The sequence below is a fragment of the Azospirillum humicireducens genome, assembly GCF_001639105.2.
GTDB classification, from domain to species: domain Bacteria; phylum Pseudomonadota; class Alphaproteobacteria; order Azospirillales; family Azospirillaceae; genus Azospirillum; species Azospirillum humicireducens.
This window is the reverse complement of record NZ_CP028907.1, coordinates 67153-88098: the sequence shown is the minus strand read 5'-3', so window position 1 is coordinate 88098 and position 20946 is coordinate 67153. Positions and strand designations below refer to the sequence as shown.

The window sequence follows — 20946 nt, the reverse complement described above, 5'->3', positions numbered from 1 at the left end:
ATCGTCAGAACTCCGTCACCACGGTGACGCCGGTGCCCTCGAACCTGTCCATGGTCATCAGGGCGTCGATGGACTGTTCCAGCGTGATCGTCCGGCCGATCAGCTTCTCCGGCGCCAGCTTGCCGGAACGCATCATCTCCATCATCGCGTCATAGCGATGGGCCTGCATGCCGTGGCTGCCGAGGATCTCCAGTTCCTTGGCGATGACGCGGTCCATCGGAATGGCGGGGGTGCTGTTCTCTGCCAGCATCAGCCCAACCTGCACATGCTTGCCCCGCTTGCGCAGGTTGGCGATCGAGTTGAAGCAGGTGGTGGGATGGCCCAGCGCGTCGAGCGAGACATGGGCGCCGCCGCGCGTGATCTCGGTGACCGCTTCGGCGACCTCTCCCACCTCCGCCGCGTTCACCGTGGCGACGGCGCCGAGCGCGCGGGCCAGCGCGAGCTTGTCTTCCGCGATGTCGATGGCGACGACATTGGCCCCCACCGCATTGGCGATCATGATCGCCGACAGGCCGACGCCGCCGCAGCCGTGAACGGCGACCCACTGGCCGGCGGACGCCTTGCCCTGGTCGATGACGGCGCGGAACGAGGTGACGAAGCGGCAGCCGAGGCTGGCCGCCGTGGTGAAATCCATGCTCTCCGGCAGCCCCACCAGATTGATGTCCGCCTGATGCAGGCCGACATACTGGGCGAACGACCCCCAATGGGTGAAACCGGGCTGGAATTGCCGGTCGCAGACCTGATGATTGCCGGAATGGCATTCGGGGCAGGCACCGCATCCGCCGACGAACGGAACCGTCACCCGGTCGCCGACCTTCCATTTCGTCACGTCCCTGCCGACCGCCTCGACGATGCCGGCGAGTTCATGGCCGGGGACATGCGGAAGCTGGATGTCGGGGTCGTGGCCAACCCAGCCATGCCAGTCGCTCCGGCAGACCCCGGTCGCCATCACCCTGACGACGACGCCATGCGGCTCCGGCGTCGGGTCGGGCACGGTCATGATTCGGGGCGGGGTGCGAAAGGCCTCGAAAACCACGGCTTTCATTGGGGGAGCTCCGTCTGGGCGTTGTCCGCATTCTACGACGCCCCCCCTGAAATTGGCTTTCAATTGAAGACGGGTGGCACCAGAGATATGAAAGGGTCTTTCCGATTATGATGCTCTGTCGAAGGAATCCTTCAACATGGACCCGCTTGATAAAATGGATGCCGTGATCGTGGATCGTTTGCAGCAGGATGGCCGGCTGTCCAACGCCAGGCTCGCCGAGCAGCTGGCGCTGAGCGAGGCGTCCTGCTGGCGTCGTCAGAAGCGGTTGGAGGAGTGCGGCGTTATCCGCGGCTATCAGGCGGTTCTGGACCGCCGCAAGCTCGGCTTCGGCGTAATGGCCTTCGTACAGATCGTCTGCACCCAGCATGGCGAGGAAGCGACCGAGGCGTTCGAGAGGATCATCCGGGACTGCCCTTCCGTTCTGAGTTGCCACAACACGACCGGAGAGGCGGATTTCCTGCTGGTCGTCGTCGCCCGTGATCTCGACGATTACAGCGGGTTCGTCGACAAGGTTCTGCGGAAACTGCCGGGCGTCGCCAGCATCCGCTCGCACCTTTCCCTGCGGGAGATGAAGGAGACCAACCGCCTGCCCGTACTGGAGGCGCCCTATCGATGACCCACCGCCCCCCGGGGAGTGAACGGACCGGGGGGAAGGGGGCATCCATGGGCTCGCCCTTGCGGTGCCGCGTCAGGCCGCGCGGACACCACGCAGGAATTCATCGACCGCGGCGCTCAGCGTACTGGCTTCCCGCGACAGTTCGCCGGCCGCATCCAGCACCTGGCCCGCCATGCTGCCGCTTTCGCTGGCGGCTTTCTGCACCTCGATGACGTTGGTGGAAACCTCGCGGGTGCCGGACGCGGCCTGCGTCACGTTGCGGGAGATCTCGCTGGTCGCCGCGTTCTGCTCCTCGACGGCGGAGGCGATGGCGGTGGCGATGCCGCTCATCTGCGTGATCGTAGCGCCGATTCCCTTGATCGCCTCGACTGCGTCCGATGTCNGGATCAGCCCGATCACCTCGCCGATCTTCTGTGCGGCTTCGGCCAGACCGGCCACGGTGTCGTTGGTCCGCCCCGCGTCCTGAACCGCCTGGGCGGCGATCTGCGACGAGTTGCTGACCTGCTTGGAGATTTCGATCAGCGAGGCCGACATTTCCTCTGCGGCGGCGGCAACCGTCTGCACATTGGCGGATGTCTGTTCGGCCGCCGCCGCCGAGGCGCCGGCCTGATGGCTGGTCTGTTCCGCCGTTCCCACCATCGAGCCGGCGACCGACTGCATCCTGTTCGACGCGGTTGCGACGCTTTCCACCACCGCCTTGACGCTGGCTTCGAAGCGCTGGGCCATCGTCGCCATCGCCGCCTTGCGGTCGGCTTCGGCCTTCGCCTTCAACCCCTCCTGCTCGGACGCCATCCGGGCGTTGTCGATGGCGTTCCGCTTGAACACCTCGACGGCCTTGGCCATCGCGCCGATCTCGTCGCCCCGGTCCTGGCCCTCGATCGCCACGCCGTTGTCGCCGGCGGCAAGCCTGCCCATGACGGCGGTCATGCCGCGGATCGGCCCGGCGATTCCGCGCGACAGCAGGATGCCGGCCGCCAGCGCGATGGCGATCATCGCGGCGCCACCGATCAGATTGCTGGTGTAGGAGGCGGAAAAGGCGGTCGCCTGATCGGCGGCGCGCCTGGTCAGCAGATCGCGCTCAACCTTGTCGATCTCGGCGATCTTGGCACGCAGTCCGTCCATCGACGCCTTTCCGGCGCCCGAGGCTTCCAGCCCGCGCGCCTCATCGCGGGACTCGGCCTTGGACATCAGGGCGATCTCCTTTTCGGCGACAGAGGCCCGCCAAGTCTGGGCAAGCCGATCCACCTCGGCGAATCGCGCCTGCTGCGCCGCATTGTCCGCCGTCAGCCGCTTGGCATTCGTCAGGGCTTCCGCATAGGCCCGCTGTCCTGCCCGGTAGGGTTCCAGGAACGTCTCGTCTGCGGAAACCAGATAGCCGCGCACGCCGGTTTCCTGGTCCACCATGGCCGCCTGGATTCGGGATATTTCTTCAAGGACCTTGTAGGTGTGGGTGGTCCAGCCGTTCGATGTCTCGATGAACGACAATTTCGAATATCCAAAGACAGCGACGACCATGGAGACCATGACCAGAGAGGCGAAAGCCGCCGTGAGTTTGGTCGAAATAGAAAAATCCCGAACCTTGAGCATGATTTCTCCTTTCCCATTCATCGAACTCTGCAAATTTCAGAAGAAATATAATTTCTAGAAATTTGGAGTCTGAACTTTTGATGGGATTTTCCGGGTTGATCTGTGTGATCATTCGTCTGCGGAGATTATAAAGCTGGCGAAGAAGTCATACGCAAGTATGGGAAAACCCTTGCCGTCCGGAAATCCATATTAAAAAAGCGGTTAATCCGGCTGAGAGAATACAAGGAGATGGATCGAGGTCTTGAAAGATGTTCGCGGTCCTTATGCATATCGCAGTCGCGACGGCGTTTGGACAGGTCGCTGACCTGTCGTCCGCAATATTCATCCCAGCCATGCGGACCGACGGCGTCCATCGCCGGTGCAGGGCTTGCGCTCGTGCGGTATTCCAACATCATTGGGCCCGGCTCAGCCGCCAAGTGCGACATCGGCCCGCGGCACCTCGACACGTCACGCTTCAACCAACTCCCGGACCCCTCCATGACCGCGGCCCCCGCGACCGACACCCGCCTTGGCATCCTGATGATGCTGGGCGGGATGACGCTCTTCACGCTGAACGACGCGCTCGGCAAATGGCTGGTGGCGGACCATCCCGTCGCCATGCTGCTGGCCGTGCGCAGCCTGTTCGGGCTGGCCGTCCTGGCGCCGATGATCTGGCGCGAGGGGATCGCCGCGGTCTTCGCCGTCGACCGGCTGCCGCTGCACATCCTGCGCGTGGTTCTGATGACGGTGGACGTCGCCTGCTTCTATTGGGCGGTCGGCTATCTGCCGCTTGCCGACGTGATGACCATCTACATGTCGGCGCCGCTGATCGTCACCGCGCTGTCGGTGCTGGTCCTGGGGGAAAGCGTTGGCTGGCGCCGCTGGGTGGCTGTGCTGGTCGGCTTCGTCGGCGTCGTCATCGTGCTGAACCCGACCGGACGCTTCGATCTGTGGCCGTCGCTGGTGGCGCTGCTCGGCGCCTTCATCTTCTCCTGCGGCGTGATCTCCACCCGCGTCCTGCGCTCAGCCTCCAGCCTGACGCTGGTGGGCAATCAGATGGTCGGCGGCCTGCTGATCGGCGGGGTGACATTGCCCTGGACCTGGGAGGCGCCGGGCTGGCTCGGCTTCGTCCTGCTGGGGCTGCTGGGCGTCACCGCGCTGGCCGGACACGCCATGATGAACCGCTCGCTGCAGCTCAGCCCGGCCGCGGTGGTGGTGCCCTTCCAGTATGTCTCGATCCTGTGGGCGGTGGTGCTCGACCTCGCCGTCTGGGGCACCGCGCCGACCGCCCGCATGGGGGTGGGGGCGGCGCTGATCATCGGCAGCGGCCTGTTCATCGTCTATCGCGAACAGCGGCTGAAGCGGGGCGTGGCGGCGGAAGGGGTGGCGGAGGTGCCGTGAGGCAAGGCCTCAGGACCCGAAGAGCCGCGGCACCAGCCGGACCGTCACCGGCTCCACCGGGCGCCAGCCATAATCGCGGATGACGTCGTTGGCTTCCACCGGGCGGCGGTTCTGCTCCAGCGACCATGTGATGTGGTAGGTGGAGCCGTCGGGCCGGTCGCTGGTTCCGTCGATGGCGACGACGACCGCCTGCACCCCCTCGCCATCGTCGGCGCAGCCGATCACCTCCGCCTCGGTGGCGGTCGGCAGCGGCTCCTGCGGGCCGGCGCCGAACTGCAGGGTCACATGGTCGGCGACGACCCGCTCATAGCGCGGCGGGATCAGGGCCAGCAGCCGGCCGCGCTCGTCGGCCGGCAGTTCCCATCCGCTGTATCCCGCTTGCATCGCCCGATCCTCCGAAGCGAAAGACGTTGTACCCGTCAACGCCGGCCGCCGTTCATGATCCCGTCCATGATCTTATTCGCTTCGGCGGGTCCGGCAATCAGTTCGATCATGCGGATGGCGGTGTAGCCGGTGCGCGTGTTGCCGGCGGGACCGCCCAGCGCCTGCTGCGCCTTTGCCGTCAGCGAGACGGTGGTCTTCTGGGTCACCTCCCGCAGCTCGCCGCGCAGGCCCAGCGAATCGGCGATGGTGGCGCATTTGCGCAGCGCCCGCGCCTGGTTCTCCGCCTGGGCCAGCCGGGCCCGCCCGTCGCCGCCGTCCTCCAGCGCACCGATGGCCGCGATGATTCCGGCATCGGCATCCTGCAGCACCTGGGTCTTCACCATGGCGTGGACGGAGTTGCGGACCTGCTTCAGCCGCTGGTCGAAGTCCTTGTTGCGGCTGTGCTCCATCGCGGCGCGGGTGGCGTCCAGGCTGGCGACGAGGCCGAGCGCCAGATCGGCCACCGCCATGCGGTCGGTTGTGCCGCCGGGCGCGCTTTGGAAGGCGCGCGACCGGTCCTCCATCTGGGCGACGACGGTGCCGCTCAGCGCCATGAACAGGGTGGCGCGGTCGGCAGGCTTCTGGCCCAGATCCATGTCCCACAGCCCGCTCAGCAGGGCGGACGGGTCGCTGAGGCGCGAGGTCGCGGTCAGGATGAAGATCTTCAGCGCCTCCGGCCGGGCGCGGGCGATCCGGCGGCCGATGGTCCTGATCGCCTCGATGTGGTCGCCGTGCAGCTTGGGCACCGGCTTGGGCGACAGCGCCGCCTTCATCTCCGCCACATCGGGCGCGATCGACAGGATGGTGGCGATGTCGGACAGGGCGCGCACGCGGTCGGGATTCATCCGCAACTCGAGCGCCTCGCTGTAATGGCCGGCGACGGCCCCCTCGGCGATCCGCGCCACCGCCGTGCCGCATTCGGTCCAGAATCCCTCGGCCAGCGCCTTGCGCTCCGGCCCGTCCTGCAGGGCGGGGCGGAAGGCGCGCAGCCGCTCCTTGCCGATCTGCGCCTCCACCAGCGGCCACAGGCTGTTCATCAATGACCGCTCGATCACGCTCAACGGCACCGGGTCGGCCTTGCCTAGCGCTTCGAACAGGTCCTCGAACGGGTCGCAGAACAGCCGCTTCAGCGTCGGCCGGCGGTGCAGCCGCAGCTCGACCAGCCGGGGGCGGATGACGGCGATGGTGCGCTGGATGTCGGGATGGTCGTTCATCTGCTCCAGCAGCTCGACCACCTGACGGAACTTGGCCTCGTCGATGTCCAGAAGCTTGTCGCCCAGCGCGACCAGATCCCTCATCTCCATGGTCAGGCCGCCTTCCCTTTGAGCGTCTCGATCCGCATGACCAGATCGACGTCCAGCTGGCCGCTGCGCCAGTCGACATAGGCGCGCACCGACCGCTTCTGGGTGGTGATCAGCTTGTCGGCCATCAGCGACTGGTCGATCCGTCCCTCGTCCCTGGGCAGCAGCGGGATGACGCGGAAGATGTCGTGGACGGCCATGTCCTGGCTGTAGCGGTCCTGCGTCAGCGCGTCGCTCCACAGCAGGATCAGGTATTCCCAGCCGTCCAGCAGCCAGGACAGCCGGCTGGACGCCTTGCGGATCTGCGGCCGCTTGGTCTCCCACTGGCGCAACAGGACCTCGAAGGAGGCCATCGCCTGATCCAGCTGGCCGATGACGTTGCGGGCGTGGTTGACCGTGTGTTCCGCCACCTCGGCGCAGAAGCCGCCGATGGGGGCCGCTTCCGACACGTTGTCGGTGGCCCAGTCGGTCATGCTGTCGCGGAAGCCCTGCAGGTCGCGCATCAGCCGCCGCAGCCGGGCCGGCTTGGGCGAGGCGGCGAGCCCGATCGATTCCATCAGCACCGCCAGTTCGGCGATGCGGCCATAGAGTTCGGTCGGCTCCAGCGCCAGCCGCTGCGCCGCCTTCATCATCAGGTCGCGGGTCAGTTTCTGCCCCTCGGCCGAGGTCAGGCCGACCCGCAGGATCTCGGTCGATTCCAGGCCGACCGCCTTCAGCGCCTCGACGATCAGCTGATAGTTGATCAGCAGCCGCTGGTCGTCGTCGTCGCTCAGCGCCGCTTCCGCCGCCGCCACCGCGCCGCCGCCGGCAAGGCCGCAGCGCGCCGCCTCCAGCACCGCCTTGCGGATGTCGTCGGGGGAGCAGCCGTCGGCCTTGGCGATCAGGTCGTGCAGCATGCGGTCGTGCACGGTCATCGGGAAGGCCAGAGGCAGCGACTTCCACGGCACCACATAGACGCCGCGCCCTTCCGACAGGTTGGGCACCATGACCTCCAACTGGTCGCGGCTGTCCTTTCGCACCCGTGTCTGGGCCAGCACCGGCGTGGTGAAGGCCACCGCGGCACCGCGTTCCTCGAAGGTGGAGGGGGCGTAATTGGTAAGGGAGCGCATCGTGTCTGCGGCCGTGCCTGCCAGGGAGTGTCGAACCGGATCATGGGATTACGGCCCGAGGAAGCTGAATTTTGCGTTAAATCCAATGGAAATCGCGCTGCGATCGCACCACCTTCGGGGTGGAGACGGGGATCTCTTGCGGTACTCCCGGCCATGGCCCTTCACCGTTCCGCTCCGCCGGCGGTTGACAGGAAGGGACGGTTTGCGGAGGGCCGGGGGCATGGCGGGCGCAAGGGCGGCGGGAGCGGGATCGGTGTTCAAATGGCTCGGCTACGGCCTCTTGGGGCTGGTCGGTCTCGCCGCGGTCGGCATCGGCGCGGTGCTGCTGCTGTTCGACTGGAACGACGCCCGCGGATTTGTCGCCCGCCGCGCCACGGCCGCGCTGAATCGCGAGGTCGGCATCGACGGCGACCTGCGTGTCCATTTCGGCAATCCGATCCGCATCCATATCGAAGGCCTTCGCGTCGCCAACGCCGACTGGGCGCGGGGAGGCGACAGGGACATGGTGGCGATCCAGGCGGTGGACGCCACGCTGCGGCTCTGGCCCCTGCTGCGCGGCGACTGGGAACTGCCGGAGCTGAGGGTCCAGGCCCCCAAGCTGATCCTGGAGAAGAACGGGCAGGGCGAGGCCAACTGGACCTTCGGCCCGCCCAATGCGGAAAAGGCGGTGGCGAAGGAAGCCGCGACCCCCGACGGCCGCGGCGACATCCCGGTGATCGAACGGCTGGTGATCGCGGACGGCAGGATTCGCTACCGCGACCCCACCAGCGACATCGACGTCGACAACACCATCAACACCGCCACCGGCGGCAACGACAGCGAAACGGTGCAGCTGAACGGCAAGGGCAGCTTTGCCGGGAAGCCCTTCACCCTGACGGCGGAAGGCGGCTCGCTGCTCTATCTCCGCGACGACCCCAAGCCCTATCCGATGAAGATCGAGGCCGCCGTCGGCAAGACCGAGGGCCGCATCGAGGGTTCCGTGGCGGAGCCGGTGAAGATGGAGGGCATCGACCTGTCGGTGGCGCTCAGCGGCAACGATCTGGCGGAGATCTTTCCGATCCTCGGCATCCCGACTCCGAAGACCCGCCCCTATTCCATCTCCGGCCACCTGTCGCGCGAAGGGGGCCTCTGGGCCCTCCACGGCATGAACGGCAAGGTCGGCGAAAGCGACCTGTCCGGCGACCTGTCGGTCGACACCAACGGCGAGAGGCCGATGGTGAAGGCCGATCTGATCTCCAACCGGCTGGCGGCGCAGGATCTGGCCGGTCTCGTCGGCGCCTCGCCGCGCGGCAGCGACGACTACCCGACCCGCGGCAACAACCGGGTCATCCCCGCCACCCCGATCAATGTGGAAAAGCTGCGCAACGCCGACATGGATGTCCGCCTGCGCGGCAAGCGGGTGGAGGCGCCCTTCGCCCCGCTCCAGGATCTGGAGATGCGCGTCAGGCTGACCGACGGCGACCTGCATTTCGACCCGCTGTCGCTGGGCATCGGCGGCGGGCGGATCGCCGGAACGGTGCAGGTCGACGGCAGCCGGAAGGTTCCGGCGCTGCGGACCGACCTGGACATCCGCGCCATGAAACTGTCGGCCTTCTTCAGCGAAACCTCCTTCGCCGGCCAGATCGGCGGCACGGTGGCGGGGCGTATCCAGCTGGCCGGCACCGGCAAGACGGTGGCCGACCTGCTGGCGGCCTCCGACGGCAAGATCGGCGTCTCGGTCGACGGCGGGCGAATCACCAGCCTCGCGGTCAAGGGGCTGAAGACCAACATCCTGGAGACATTGGGCGTCGTGCTCTCCGGGTCGGAGCCGCTGCCCTTCAACTGTCTGGTCGCCAACCTGTCGGTGGAGAAGGGCGTCGCCCGCGTCCAGGCGCTGGCGCTGGATACGCCCGAGACCATCGTCACCGGCAAGGGGACGATCAGCCTGCGCAACGAGGCGCTCGACCTGCGGATCGTCGGCGATTCCAAGTCGCCGCAGATCTTCGCCACCCATGTTCCGGTGCTGGTCGGCGGCACGCTGGGCAACCCCGACATCGGCGTCGATCCCACCGAGTCCGCGGCGCGCGGCGCGGCGGCGGTGGCGCTGGGCGTGCTGCTGACCCCGCTGGCCGGCGTGCTGCCCTTCCTTGACCCAGGCAGTGATGAACAGCCACAGTGTGGCCGGCTGGTGCGGGATGCCCGCTCCCCCGACAAGGGAGCGCCGGCGTCCGGCAAGTCGGGCAATGGCCGCGGGGAGGGCAAGGGGGCGGGTTCGGCCCGCTGACCGCCTGTTCCGCGTGTTTCCTGTCCCTCCCCCTTGAACGGGGCAGCCCGCGCAAACGGACAGGAAGGACGCCGCCTTTCCCAATGACCATCGATCAGATGTTATCGTTCGGCATCATCGGCGCGGTCATCGCGCTGCTGATCTGGGACCGGCTGCGCTACGATCTCGTCGGCATGATCGCGCTGCTGGCGTCGGTTGCGGTTGGGATCGTTCCGACGAAGGAGGCCTTCCAGGGCTTCTCGGACGACATCGTCATCATCGTCGGCTCCGCCCTGGTGATCAGTGCCGCCATCGGCCGGTCGGGCGTGGTCGAGGCGGCGATGCGCCCGCTGGCCGCGCGCATGACGACGGTGTGGATGCAGGTCGCCGTCCTGGCCGGGGCGGTCACGCTGCTGTCGGCCATCGTCAAGAACATCGGCGCGCTCGCCATCTTCATGCCCATCGCCCTGCAGGTGGCGCGGCGGACCGGCACCCCGGTGTCGATGCTGCTGATGCCGATGGCCTTCGGTTCGCTGATGGGCGGGCTGATGACCCTGGTCGGCACCTCCCCGAACGTCATCGTGTCCCGCCTGCGCGCCGAGATGACGGGCGAACCCTTCCGCATGTTCGATTTCACGCCGGTCGGGCTGGTGATCTCGGTGTTCGGCGTCGCCTTCCTGGCGGTCGGCTACCGGCTGCTGCCCAAGGGGCGGACGGCGTCGGCCGGTCCGGCCTTCAACATCGACGATTACACGGCGGAGGCGCGGCTGCCCACCGGGTCCCAGTTCGTCGGCCGCACCGTGGCGGAGCTGGAGGCGGTCGGCGAGGGCGAGGTGACGCTCGCCGCCATCGTGCGCGAGAATTACCGCCGCTATGTGCCGTCGGGCCATTGGGTGCTGTTCGCCGACGACATCCTGGTGCTGGAGGGCGACACCACGGCGCTGGCGGAGCTGGTCAAGCGCGCCGGGCTGAAGATGGTGCATGGCAAGGATCTGGAGGGCGTCGAGAAGGAGGACGACATCGTCCTGGTCGAGGCGGTGGTCGAGCAGCGCTCCACCATGATCGGCCACAGCATCGATGAGGTGAACCTGCGCGAGCGCTTCGGCGCCAACCTGCTGGCGATCAGCCGGCGCGGACGGCCGATCCGTCAGCGGCTGCGCCGCGTCCGCCTGCAATCCGGCGATCTGGTGGTCCTGCAGGGGCGGGAGGCGGCCATGGCCGACACGCTGGCCGAACTGGGCTGTCTGCCGCTGGCCGAGCGCGATCTCGCCATCGGCCGCACGCCCAAGCGCGCCGCGGCGGTCGCCGTCCTGGGGCTGACCGTGGTGCTGGTCGCCACCGGGCTGGTGCCGGTCGCCATCGCCTTCTTCGGGGCGGCGGTGGCGATGATGGCGCTGAAGGTGGTCAGCCTGCGCGATGCCTACGAATCGGTGGAATGGCCGATCCTTGTCCTGCTCGGCTCCCTGATTCCGGTCAGCGAGACCCTGCGCACCACCGGCGGCAGCGAGCTGATCGCCGGCCTGCTGTCGCAGGCGTCGCAGGGACTGCCGCCCATCGGCGCGCTCGCCATGATCATGGTGGCGGCGATGGCGGTGACGCCCTTCCTGAACAATGCCGCCACCGTGCTGGTGATGGCGCCCATCGGCGCCAGTCTCGCCACCCATCTCGGGCTGCGGCCGGACGCCTTCCTGATGGCGGTGGCGATCGGGGCGGGCTGCGACTTCCTCACCCCCATCGGGCACCAGTGCAACACGCTGGTGATGGGGCCGGGCGGCTACCGCTTCGGGGACTATTGGCGGCTGGGGCTGCCGCTGTCGATCATGGTCGTCATCCTGGGCACGGCGGCCATCGCGGTGTTCTGGCCGCTGACGCCGCGTTAGGGCGGGGTCTCCCGCATCCCGGCCGATCCGAAGCGTGCCGCGGAGGGGCCGGCTCCGGTCAGGGCTGCCGTACCTTGCGGACGAAGCCGTCGACTTCCGCGCTCAGGGCGGCGCTCTGTTGCGACAGCGTGTCGGCGGCGGCCAGCAGCGTGTCGGCGGAGCGCCGCGTACGGTCGGCGGCCTCGTTGGCGCCGTCCACATTGGCCGACACGCCCCGCGTGCCGCGTGCGGCCTCCTGGGCGTTCCTGGTGATCTCCTGCGTGGCTGCGCCCTGTTGCTCCACGGCCGAGGCGACCGCCACGGTGATGGTGGAGATGTTGCCGATGGTCCGGGTGATGCCGTCGATCGCCTGAACGGCGTGCANCGCCAGCAGGTTCGTCTGGCTGGCGATCACCTGGATCAGATTGACCACGTCGCCGATGCGCTGTGCGGTGGCGGCCAGACCCTTGACGCTCTCGTTTGTGGCATTCGCCTCGCTGACGGCGTTGCGGGCGACCGACGAGGCGCTGGACACCTGACGGGCGATCTCGGCGACCGAGGCGGCCAGCTCCTCGGTCGCGGCGGCGACTCCCTCGACATTCGCCGTGACGTGGAGGGCGGCGTCCGACATGGAGGCCGACTGGCGGGAGGCGTCCTGCGCGGTGGCGGACAGCGCGCGGGCGTCCTCCTGCACGCTGCCGGTGGCCGCGCGCACCTCGCTCACCATGCGGGACACCGACGCTTCGAACTGGTCGGCGAGCCGTGCCATGGTCTGCCGCTTTTCCTCCTCCTGCCGGCGTTCGCGCTCCTGCTGGCTGGCGCGGACCGTTTCGGCCTCCTCCAGGCCACGCTTGAAGATGTCGGTGGCGCGCGCCATCTCGCCGATCTCGTCGCCCTTGCCGAGATGGGGGACCGCCACGCCATGTTCGTTGCGGGACAGCCGGGTCATCGCGATCTTGAGGGCGTTCAGCGGGACGGAGACCCGCGAGATCAGGATCCAGCCGGCCAGTGCCACGATCAGGCCCAGCAGGGCCAATGTCGTCACATTGACCGTGTGGTAGAAGGCAACCTCCCGTTCCGCCGCCTCGATGGCACCCTGCGTGCGCTGATCCAGCAGCACGTAGAACTCGTCGACCGGTGCCATGATTTCCGATTTGAAGCTATGGTATTCCTTCGAATGCATCAGGGTGCGGGCGAGTTCGAAATCCGGTGCCTTCTTGACGGTGTAGTTGCCCCGGCCATCGTCGAACAGACCCTTCACGGCGTTCATCGCCCTGGTTTCGAGCTTCACCAGCCCATCGGAATTGGCTTGGGCCTGCTTGAGCTTGCCGAACTCCGCCGCCGTGAAGCCGGCCTGCTCCATCAGGGTCTGGAGTGGGACCGTCGGGCCGTCGTCGCGCGGCTTCGTGCCGGAGGCGGCGACGAAATCCCAGTAGATGCGGTGATAGGCCTGCGGGCGCGGCTTCTGGCCGTTGCGGATGGCGAGCACATCCCAATACTGGGCCTCGTACTTCGCATCGCCGGTGATGACATAGGTGCGGGCAAGCCGGGTCAGGTCGTCGGAGCTTTGCCGCAGCTCATCGGCCAGCAGATAGGAATTGTGGCGGATAACCTGCGCAGCCGTCAGAGACTCGCGGGCGCCGGTCAAAAGAGAAAAAGACAGGATGTTGGCGGAGAAGGCGATGATGAGGAGGGGAGCCATGATGGCGATCGTTGTCTTGATCGATAATTTCATTCCATCCAGCCCCATTTCAATGATCGTAGAGCACGATATGTTAGATTTTTCATGGTATTCTTGATGCAGCGGCATGTCATCAAATTTCTTCATGGGCGGATTCTTGTGAACATTGCGTCGATTGGTAAAATGCGTGCGATCTGTCGACCCCATCATTAACGCTGTGGTTGTCCAAGCGCCCTGGAATCACCGTCACGACCATCATTTTCGGAACTTCGGGTCGGCGGCGTCTGCCGTCTGCTTTGCGAGGTTCCGTCACTTGTCCGTCTGGTGTAGGATTTTCCGATCCCAAGGCCCATGAGCCGCTTTGGGCGGACGGGAGGCGGAAATGTCGGTGTGGCGCCGCTATCTGGTGAAGGACGTGACCGGCCGGCTGATCGACCTGCCGAGCAGTCTGCTCGACGGTGCCGACGACGGCACGGCCCCGCTGCCGCATTTCGCCGGCCGCTGCGTGGAGCTGGTGGCCGCGGTGATCGTCGGCGACCGCAAGAGCCATGCCCGCGTCACCGAACTCGCCTTCACCAAGCTGTATTTCGACCAGTCGGGCTATGTCGATGCCGCCAAGCGCGAGCGGATGATCCGCCTGATGCTGGAAAGCTGCGCCGACCGCCGCTGTGCGTCGAACCGGCTGGACATCCGGAAGGGCGGCGGGCCGGAGGATTGCGACCGCCTGTCCCGGTTGGCCGGTGCCGCCCGCGATCAGTTGATCCGCGAATTCGGCTGGCAACCCAAGCCCGCCGAGCGCGACGCCGCCCTCAGCCGTCTCGACCCCGCCCGCCTGGTCGCCACCCGTCCGGAACCGGTGCGGACGCTGCATTGAGGGGTCGTCCCCGGCCCGCAAGGGGAGGGGGGCTTTTCGCGCGCCACCTTCCGGCCCATATGCAGGCCAACCGAAGCATGGAGCCTGGCGAACCACAGATGAGTCCTCCCGATACCGCCCAGACGCTGTCTTTCGCGCGTGTGCGCCAGCTGGCACTGATCGGCGCCGGATGCACCATCATCCTGTTCGGCCTGCTGCTGGCGCCTTTGCCCGGTCCCGGCGGGCTGCCGGTGATGCTGCTCGGCGGCGTCATCGTGCTGCGCAACTCCGCCGACGCCCGCCGCCTGTTCGTGCGCGGCAAGCGGCGCTACCCTCGCATCTTCAGTCCGGTGGAGCGCATCCGGCAGAAGCTGCGCGAGCGCCGGCTGCGCAGGATGAACCGCGGCTGAGCCCGAGCATTTTTCCGCCGTCCCTTACCCGCCGCCGGTCCCGGTGATACCATGGACCCTCGGCGTTCCCGTGTTCCGGGGCCGGCGTGACCGGTTGAACAATCGAACAGTGGAACATCGGCGGAAAAGCGTTCCACACTGTTTCAAACATTCCATTCGACCTGCCGGCAGCCCGCGGTCAGCCTTGCGGAAGCGGGCACTGGACAGCCGTGCCCGCCTCCATCCATCTTGTGCGTCCGTTCGCATCAGGAGGGTTTGCGGTGAAGTCGGGCAACGCGCTGCTGTCCAGCTATGGCACCACCATTTTCGAGGTCATGTCCCGCCTTTCGGAGGAGCATGGCGCGATCAATCTGGGCCAGGGGTTCCCCGACGACCGTGGACCGGCCGACGTGCTGCAGACCGCGGCCGACGCGCTGCTGACCGGCTGGAACCAGTATCCGTCGATGATGGGCACGCCCGACCTGCGCCAGGCGCTGGCCGCCCATGCCCGGCGCTTCTATGGCCTGGACGTCGATTGGAAGACCGAGACGATGGTCACCTCCGGCGCCACCGAGGCGCTGACCGCCTGCCTGCTCGGTCTGATCAATCCAGGCGACGAGGTGGTGCTGTTCCAGCCGATGTATGACAGCTACCTGCCGATCGTCCGGCTGGCCGGCGGCGTGCCGCGCTTCGTCTCGCTGAAGGCGCCGGACTGGAGCTTCAGCCGCGCCGACCTGGAGGCCGCCTTCTCGCCGCGCACCAAGCTGGTGCTGATCAACGATCCGCTGAACCCGGCGGCCAAGGTCTTCGACCGGGCGGAGCTGGAGCTGATCGCCGAGTTCGTCCAGCGCAACGATGCCTTCGCCGTCTGCGATGAGGTGTATGAGCACATCGTCTTCGACGGCCGCCGCCACATCCCGCTGATGACCCTGCCGGGCATGCGCGACCGCTGCCTGAAGATCGGCTCGGCCGGCAAGACCTTCTCGCTGACCGGCTGGAAGGTCGGCTACGTCACCGCCGCCCCGCATCTGCTGCAGCCGGTCGCCAAGGCCCACCAGTTCCTGACCTTCACCACGCCGCCGAACCTCCAGGCCGCGGTCGCCTACGGGCTGGGCAAGGAGGAGGGCTATTTCACCGGGCTCGCCGCCGGGCTGCAGGCCAAGCGCGACCGGCTCGCCGCCGGGCTCGCCTCCGCCGGGTTCGACGTGCTGCCCAGCGCCGGCACCTATTTCGTCGCCGCCGACATCGGCCGCTTCGGCTTCGACGGCGACGATCAGGCCTTCTGCCGCTGGCTGGTGGCGGAGGCGAAGGTCGCGGCCATTCCGGTCAGCGCCTTCTTCGTCGAGAATGCGCCGACAAGCGTCGTGCGTTTCTGCTTCTCGAAGCGGGACGAGGTGCTCGACGAGGCCATTTCCCGCCTGCGCAACCGCTTCGCGGGCCGCTGACCGCCGGCGCGGCAGGGACGATCTGCAGGTTCCTGCCGCAAAGCCATGGCGAAACCCCAGCCGCTTGGGCATACTCCGCGCCGGTTTTGTCCAGGTCCGAGCCGTCGCCAGGGCTGTCCCCGGTCTTGCGGCTCCGGACCCTCCCGCGGAATTGGGGCCTGTCTCGAATGTTGCGTGCGCTGGCGCGTGTCTGTGCCGTTCTCGTCGCGTGCTCCGGCACGTACTCCGTTTCCCGGACCCTTGCCGCCGATCCTCCGGCCGAGCCCGTGCCCTTCGGCGTTTCGGGCGTCGAAGTGGTGGCGGAGCGCGATACGCCCCAGGCCTGCTTCACCTTCACCGATCGGCTTGAGCGCTCGCGCGCGGTCAATTACCGCGACCATGTGGCGGTTGAGCCGGCTGTCGAGGGGGCTGCGATCGCCCGCGACCGCACCCTGTGCGTCGAAGGGCTGCGCCATGGCGAGACCTACCGGATCACGCTGAAGGACGGGCTGCCGGGCATCGACGGCAAGCGCCTGCCTGCCGCCGACACCCGCGAGGTGCAGGTGCCCAACCGCAAGCCGTCGCTGGCCTTCCGCGGCGCCGGCTACATCCTGCCGCGCGTCGGATCGGACGGGCTGCCGCTGCGCTCGATCAACCTGGACCGGGCGAAGCTGCAGGTGCTGCGCATCGCCGACCGGGCGCTGGTCGAGAAGATCTATTTCGGCCGCATCACCCAGCAGATGACCGACTACGACATCGGCGAGATCCTCGACAAGTCGGGTCAGGAGGTCTGGCGCGGCGAGATGGGCATCGGCAACCAGCCGAACCGCACCGTCACCACCGCCTTTCCCATCGATGCCGTCCTGGGCAAGCTGGAGCCGGGCGTCTATGTCGCCGTTGCCGGCGCCGACGAGATCAAGCCCGGCGGCTGGGACCGCAAGGCGACCCAGTGGTTCGTGGTGTCCGACCTCGGCCTCAACACCATTCTCGGCGACGACTCGCTGGTTGTCTTCGCCCGCTCCGTCCAGAGCGCCAGCCCCGAGGCCGGCGTGGAACTGCGTCTGGTCGCCCGCAACGGCGCCGAGCTGGGCCGCGTCCAGACCGGGGAGGACGGGCTCGGCCGCTTCGACCTCGCGGCCCTGCGCGCCGCCGGGACCGAGCCGGTGCAGGCCTTGTTCGCCGCGCGCGGCGACGGTGACTTCGCGGTGCTGGATCTGACCGCCGGCGGCGCCCCGTCGGCCGAGACGCCGGACAAGCCAGCCCCGATCGCGCGCCCGATCACCGGCGGTCTCGACGCCTATCTCTACACCGAACGCGGCATCTATCGGCCGGGCGAGACGGTGCAGCTGACTGCGCTGCTGCGCGACACCGACCTCAATCCGCCCGCAGGCAAATCGCTGACCATCCGCGTGTTGCGTCCTGACGGCTTCGAGGTGGAGCGGCGCAGCCTGGCCGACAGCGGCGCCGGGGGGTTCGCGACCCGCATCGACCTGCCGATGAACGCCTTTCCCGGCAACTGGATCGTCACCGCCCATGCCGAGCCGGACGGCCCGGCCATCGGCAAGGCGGAATTCCTGCTGGAGGATTTCGTGCCGCCGCGGCTCGACCTGTCGCTGTCCTCTGTGACGACGGAGCTGGCGGCTGACGGCGAAGCCGACGTGGCTCTCGACAGCCACTATCTCTATGGCGCCCCCGCCTCCGGCCTGCCGGGAGAGCTGACGGTGACCCTGCGCTCTGCCGCCAACCCCTATCCCAACCTGCCGGGCTATCAATTCGGCTTGGCGCAGGAGGACATGAAGGCCGCCCGCGCCGATCTGCCGGGCTTCATCACCGATTCCAACGGGGCCGCAAGGCTGAAGGTCAAGCTGCCGCGTCCGCCCGAAAGCACCCGCCCGCTGGAAGCGGTGGTGCGCGCCACCCTGTTCGACATCGGCGGCCGTCCGGTCGGCCGCGACTTCGTTCTGCCGGTGCGCCACCAGCCCTTCGCCATCGGCATCAAGCCGCGCTTCGAAGGCGACGGAGTGCCGGAAGGGGCGACCGCCGGCTTCGACGTGATCGCCGTCGGCCCGGACGGCAAGCCGGCTGACCGCGCCGACCTTTCCTATGAGCTGTTCGAGGAGGAGTACGACTACGCCTGGTACGAGGCCAACGGCCGATGGGACTACAAGGTCACCGTGAAGGACCAGCGCGTGACCGGCGGCACCCTGTCGGCCCAGGCCGGCGGTCCGACTGCCGTGGAGGCTCCGGTCGCCGTTGGCCGCTACCGGCTGGAGGTGTTCGATCCCAAGACCGGCGTCGCCACCAGCGTGCGCTTCGCCGCCGGCTGGTGGATGACCCCGACTGCCGGCGAGCGGCCTGACGCTGTCGACGTCTCGGTGATGATGCCGGCCTATCGTGCCGGGGAAAGCGCCTGGGTCTTCGTCAAGCCGCCCTATGACAGCCTGGTCCTGGTGGCGGTTGCCGACCGTGGCGTGACCTATGCCGTCACCCGTTCGATCGGTACGCAGGGTGCTTTTCTGGAGATCCCGGTCGGGCAGGGCTGGACCAGCGGCGCCCATGTGCTGGCGACCGCCTTCGCCACCTCCGACCCGCAATCGAAGAAGCCGCCGCGCCGCGCCGTCGGCCTCGCCTGGCTGGCGATGGACAAGGCGCCGCGCACGCTGGACGTGCGCCTTTCCGCCCCGGCGGAGGTGGAACCGCGCCGCGCCATGACCGCCGACATCACGGTGGACGGTATCGCCGAAGGCAAGCAGGCCTTCGTGACAGTGGCAGCCGTCGACGAATCGGTGATGCAGCTCACCGACCAGCCGTCTCCCGATCCGGCCCGCCACTATCTGGGCAAGCGGCCGCTGACCGTGGAGCTGCGCGATTCCTACGGCCGCCTGATCGACCCGGCCAATCTGGAGGCCGCCCGTCCGCCTGCCGCGCCGGCTCCGCGTCTGCGTCAGGTCGCTGGGCTGGTGCCGCCCAAGTCGGAACGGGTGGTCTCGCTCTATTCCGGGATCCTGACCGTGGGGGCTGACGGCAAGATATCGGTTCCCTTCGATCTGCCCGATTTCCAGGGCCGTCTGCGCCTGATGGCCGTGGCTTGGAGCGAGGGCCGGATGGGCCATGCCGAAAGCCAGATGCTGGTGCGCGACCCGGTCGTCGCCGATGCGGTGCTGCCGCGCTTCCTCGCTCCGGGGGACTCGGCGCAGGTGATGCTGTCGCTCGACAATCTCAACGGTCCGTCCGGCGATTACCGGATGACCCTGTCCGCCGAAGGCGCCGTCTCCCTCCGTCAGGGCGAAGGGGGGGGCGTTCTCGACGTGCCGAAACTGGCGCGCGGCAAGCGCGCCACAGCCGGCCGGGTGCTGACCGCCACTGCCGTCGGCGCCGGCCATGTCACGCTGGACGTCACCGGTCCGGATGGCGTCCGCGTCACCCGGCGCTGGGACGTTACCGTGCGCCCGGCCTCGCCGCTGGTGTCACGCCGATCCGTTGCCGCCTTGGCCACCGACAAGAGCCTGGGCATTCCGGCCGACATCACCGCCGGGCTGCGGCCGGAAACGCTGTCCGTCGGCGCGGTGGTGGCTCCGCTGCCCGATCTCGACGTGGCGGGCCTGTTCTTCGCGCTCGACCGGGCGGCGCCGGGTGGGGCCGAGCAGACCGCCAGCCGCATCCTTCCGCTGCTGTCGATGCCGGAGGTCGCCGCCGGCCTGGGCTTGGCGCCGGAGGACCGGATCAAGGCGCGCGTCCAGCGCGGCATCGACCGGCTCCTGACCTTCCAACGCGCCGATGGTGCCTTTGCCGCCTGGTCGCCGAAGGGCGATCTCGACCCGTGGCTCACCGCCTATGCGGTCGATGTGCTGGGCCGTGCCAAGGCCGCGGGCTACCGCATTCCCGACCAGCCCTACCGCAAGGGGCTGGACTGGCTGAAGCAGACGGTGGACAACGCCTGGGTCGAGACCGCCGACCTTCCCGGCCGTGCCTACGCCCTCTATGTGCTGGCGCGGGCGAAGATGATCGACGCCGGTGCTGTCCGTTACTTCCGGGAGAACTATTGGGACCGGCTGCCGACCGACTTCGGCCGGGCCCAGGCTGCTGCTGCCGCCGCAATACTGGGCGATCAGCAGGCCGCGACGGAGGCCTTTGCCAAGCTGACCGGTGCCCGCATGGTGAGCGCCGCGTTGCGGGATCACGGCTCGTCGTTGCGCGATGAGGCCGGCGTGGTTGTCCTCTTGGCAGAGAGCGGGGTCGCCGACCGCGACCGCATCTTCCAGGCGGCCGAGCGGGTGGCGAAGACCTTCGCCGCCGTGCGCACCACCAACCCGCAGGAACAGGCTTGGCTGCTGTTGGCGTCCAAGGCGCTGATCGACCGGGCCCTGCCGATGAAGCTTGCCATCGGCGACCAGACGATGGAGAACGCCAAGCCTCAGATCCTGCGCGTCGACCCGGCGTCCCCACCGGCCATCCGCAACCTGGGCGGCGAGGTCCGGCAGGTGGTTTCCGCGGCCGGCGTGCCCGACCAGCCGGCCGGCGCGGAGGAGCAGGGGATGACCATCCGCCGCCGCCTGTTCGACATGGCCGGTCGTCCGGTGGATCCGGCCGGTGTCCGTCACAACGACCTGCTGGTGGTGATCCTCGAAGGCGAGGTCGGCGATCCGCTCGACCATTCGGTGCTGGTCAACGATCCGCTGCCGGCCGGCTTCGAGATCGAGAATGTCCGACTCGCCAACAGCGGCCAACTCGGCAAACTGTCCTGGCTGGGTGAGCTGTCCTCCGTCCGCAATGTCGAGTTCCGCGACGACCGCTTCCTTGCCGCCGTCGATCTGCCGAAAGCGTCCCCGCGCTTCCGGCTGGTTTATCTGGTCCGCGCTGTGACCCCTGGCGACTTTGCGGCTCCTGGGGCTCAGGTGCAGGACCTGCAACGTCCACACCTGTCGGCCCGCACCGCGGTATCCCGGCTGCGAGTCCTGCCGGAATGATGGATAGGCCCGGAGGCGGCAGCCTGCCGTTTCCGGGCTGTTCCCGGACCGATGCCTGCACCGGAACTCG

Annotated in this window: 14 protein-coding genes; 8 read left to right on the top strand and 6 right to left on the bottom strand. The window is 68.0% G+C overall.

The features are described 5' to 3' along the window. Positions 1-4: 4 nt before the first annotated feature. The gene (locus A6A40_RS27680; protein WP_108549065.1) at positions 5-1045 is read right to left on the bottom strand and encodes a zinc-dependent alcohol dehydrogenase family protein; all 1041 of its coding nucleotides are present in this window, start codon (positions 1043-1045) and stop codon (positions 5-7) included. A gap of 136 nt (positions 1046-1181) precedes the next feature. Here A6A40_RS27680 and A6A40_RS27675 point away from each other — a divergent pair, with 136 nt between their 5' ends. Further along, a complete protein-coding gene (locus A6A40_RS27675) occupies positions 1182-1661 on the top strand; it encodes an Lrp/AsnC family transcriptional regulator (protein WP_108549064.1) in 480 nt (159 codons plus the stop codon). Between the two features lie 383 nt (positions 1662-2044). Here the strand turns inward: A6A40_RS27675 and A6A40_RS27670 are convergent. Then, the coding region (locus tag A6A40_RS27670) for a CHASE3 domain-containing protein (protein ID WP_257792312.1) at positions 2045-3176 on the bottom strand (1132 nt) is incomplete at its 3' end. A 549-nt stretch (positions 3177-3725) separates the two neighbouring features. Between A6A40_RS27670 and A6A40_RS27665 the strand changes: the two genes are divergently transcribed. Next, complete coding sequence (locus A6A40_RS27665; protein WP_108549062.1) at positions 3726-4628, top strand: DMT family transporter; 903 nt, start codon at positions 3726-3728, stop codon at positions 4626-4628. 9 nt (positions 4629-4637) lie between these two features. On the opposite strand, the gene A6A40_RS27660 is transcribed toward A6A40_RS27665, so the two are convergent. The 3 genes from A6A40_RS27660 to A6A40_RS27650 are packed head-to-tail and all read right to left on the bottom strand — an operon-like array spanning position 4638 to position 7461. Next, on the bottom strand, positions 4638-5012 hold the full coding sequence (locus tag A6A40_RS27660) for a hypothetical protein (protein ID WP_108549061.1): 375 nt from the start codon (positions 5010-5012) through the stop codon (positions 4638-4640). A 35-nt stretch (positions 5013-5047) separates the two neighbouring features. Then, entirely contained in the window at positions 5048-6355 is a 1308-nt protein-coding gene (locus A6A40_RS27655; protein ID WP_108549060.1) for a hypothetical protein, read from the bottom strand. 2 nt (positions 6356-6357) lie between these two features. Further along, positions 6358-7461: a hypothetical protein gene (locus A6A40_RS27650; protein ID WP_108549059.1), complete on the bottom strand. Its 1104-nt coding sequence runs from the start codon at positions 7459-7461 to the stop codon at positions 6358-6360. Positions 7462-7681: 220 nt separating this feature from the next. Here A6A40_RS27650 and A6A40_RS27645 point away from each other — a divergent pair, with 220 nt between their 5' ends. After that, positions 7682-9724 (top strand): AsmA family protein, encoded by a 2043-nt coding sequence (locus A6A40_RS27645; RefSeq protein ID WP_108549058.1) that lies wholly within the window; start codon positions 7682-7684, stop codon positions 9722-9724. An 83-nt stretch (positions 9725-9807) separates the two neighbouring features. After that, positions 9808-11583 carry an SLC13 family permease gene (locus tag A6A40_RS27640; RefSeq protein ID WP_108549057.1) on the top strand — a complete coding sequence of 592 codons (1776 nt, stop codon included), beginning with the start codon at positions 9808-9810 and terminating at the stop codon, positions 11581-11583. A gap of 364 nt (positions 11584-11947) precedes the next feature. On the opposite strand, the gene A6A40_RS27635 is transcribed toward A6A40_RS27640, so the two are convergent. Further along, positions 11948-13264: methyl-accepting chemotaxis protein (locus A6A40_RS27635; RefSeq protein ID WP_236784101.1), on the bottom strand; the 1317-nt coding region annotated here is incomplete at its 3' end. A 361-nt stretch (positions 13265-13625) separates the two neighbouring features. Between A6A40_RS27635 and A6A40_RS27630 the strand changes: the two genes are divergently transcribed. From A6A40_RS27630 to A6A40_RS27615, 4 genes are all read left to right on the top strand, one after another. Continuing rightward, positions 13626-14117, top strand: coding sequence for a hypothetical protein (locus A6A40_RS27630; RefSeq protein ID WP_108549055.1), 492 nt, complete (start codon positions 13626-13628; stop codon positions 14115-14117). Between the two features lie 98 nt (positions 14118-14215). Next, entirely contained in the window at positions 14216-14506 is a 291-nt protein-coding gene (locus A6A40_RS27625; protein WP_108549499.1) for a hypothetical protein, read from the top strand. A 260-nt stretch (positions 14507-14766) separates the two neighbouring features. Beyond that, positions 14767-15930, top strand: a complete 1164-nt coding sequence (locus tag A6A40_RS27620) for an aminotransferase (protein ID WP_108549054.1) — start codon at positions 14767-14769, stop codon at positions 15928-15930. Positions 15931-16196: 266 nt separating this feature from the next. Continuing rightward, complete coding sequence (locus A6A40_RS27615; RefSeq protein ID WP_236784100.1) at positions 16197-20876, top strand: alpha-2-macroglobulin family protein; 4680 nt, start codon at positions 16197-16199, stop codon at positions 20874-20876. Positions 20877-20946: the final 70 nt, after the last annotated feature.

Excerpts from the sequence above, each read along its gene's own strand:
- A6A40_RS27680 (WP_108549065.1), bottom strand. The coding sequence starts at position 1,045 with ATGAAAGCCGTGGTTTTCGAGGCCTTTCGCACCCCGCCCCGAATCATG.
- A6A40_RS27675 (WP_108549064.1), top strand. The coding sequence starts at position 1,182 with ATGGACCCGCTTGATAAAATGGATGCCGTGATCGTGGATCGTTTGCAG.
- A6A40_RS27665 (WP_108549062.1), top strand. The coding sequence starts at position 3,726 with ATGACCGCGGCCCCCGCGACCGACACCCGCCTTGGCATCCTGATGATG.
- A6A40_RS27660 (WP_108549061.1), bottom strand. The coding sequence starts at position 5,012 with ATGCAAGCGGGATACAGCGGATGGGAACTGCCGGCCGACGAGCGCGGC.
- A6A40_RS27655 (WP_108549060.1), bottom strand. The coding sequence starts at position 6,355 with ATGGAGATGAGGGATCTGGTCGCGCTGGGCGACAAGCTTCTGGACATC.
- A6A40_RS27650 (WP_108549059.1), bottom strand. The coding sequence starts at position 7,461 with ATGCGCTCCCTTACCAATTACGCCCCCTCCACCTTCGAGGAACGCGGT.
- A6A40_RS27645 (WP_108549058.1), top strand. The coding sequence starts at position 7,682 with ATGGCGGGCGCAAGGGCGGCGGGAGCGGGATCGGTGTTCAAATGGCTC.
- A6A40_RS27640 (WP_108549057.1), top strand. The coding sequence starts at position 9,808 with ATGACCATCGATCAGATGTTATCGTTCGGCATCATCGGCGCGGTCATC.
- A6A40_RS27630 (WP_108549055.1), top strand. The coding sequence starts at position 13,626 with ATGTCGGTGTGGCGCCGCTATCTGGTGAAGGACGTGACCGGCCGGCTG.
- A6A40_RS27625 (WP_108549499.1), top strand. The coding sequence starts at position 14,216 with ATGAGTCCTCCCGATACCGCCCAGACGCTGTCTTTCGCGCGTGTGCGC.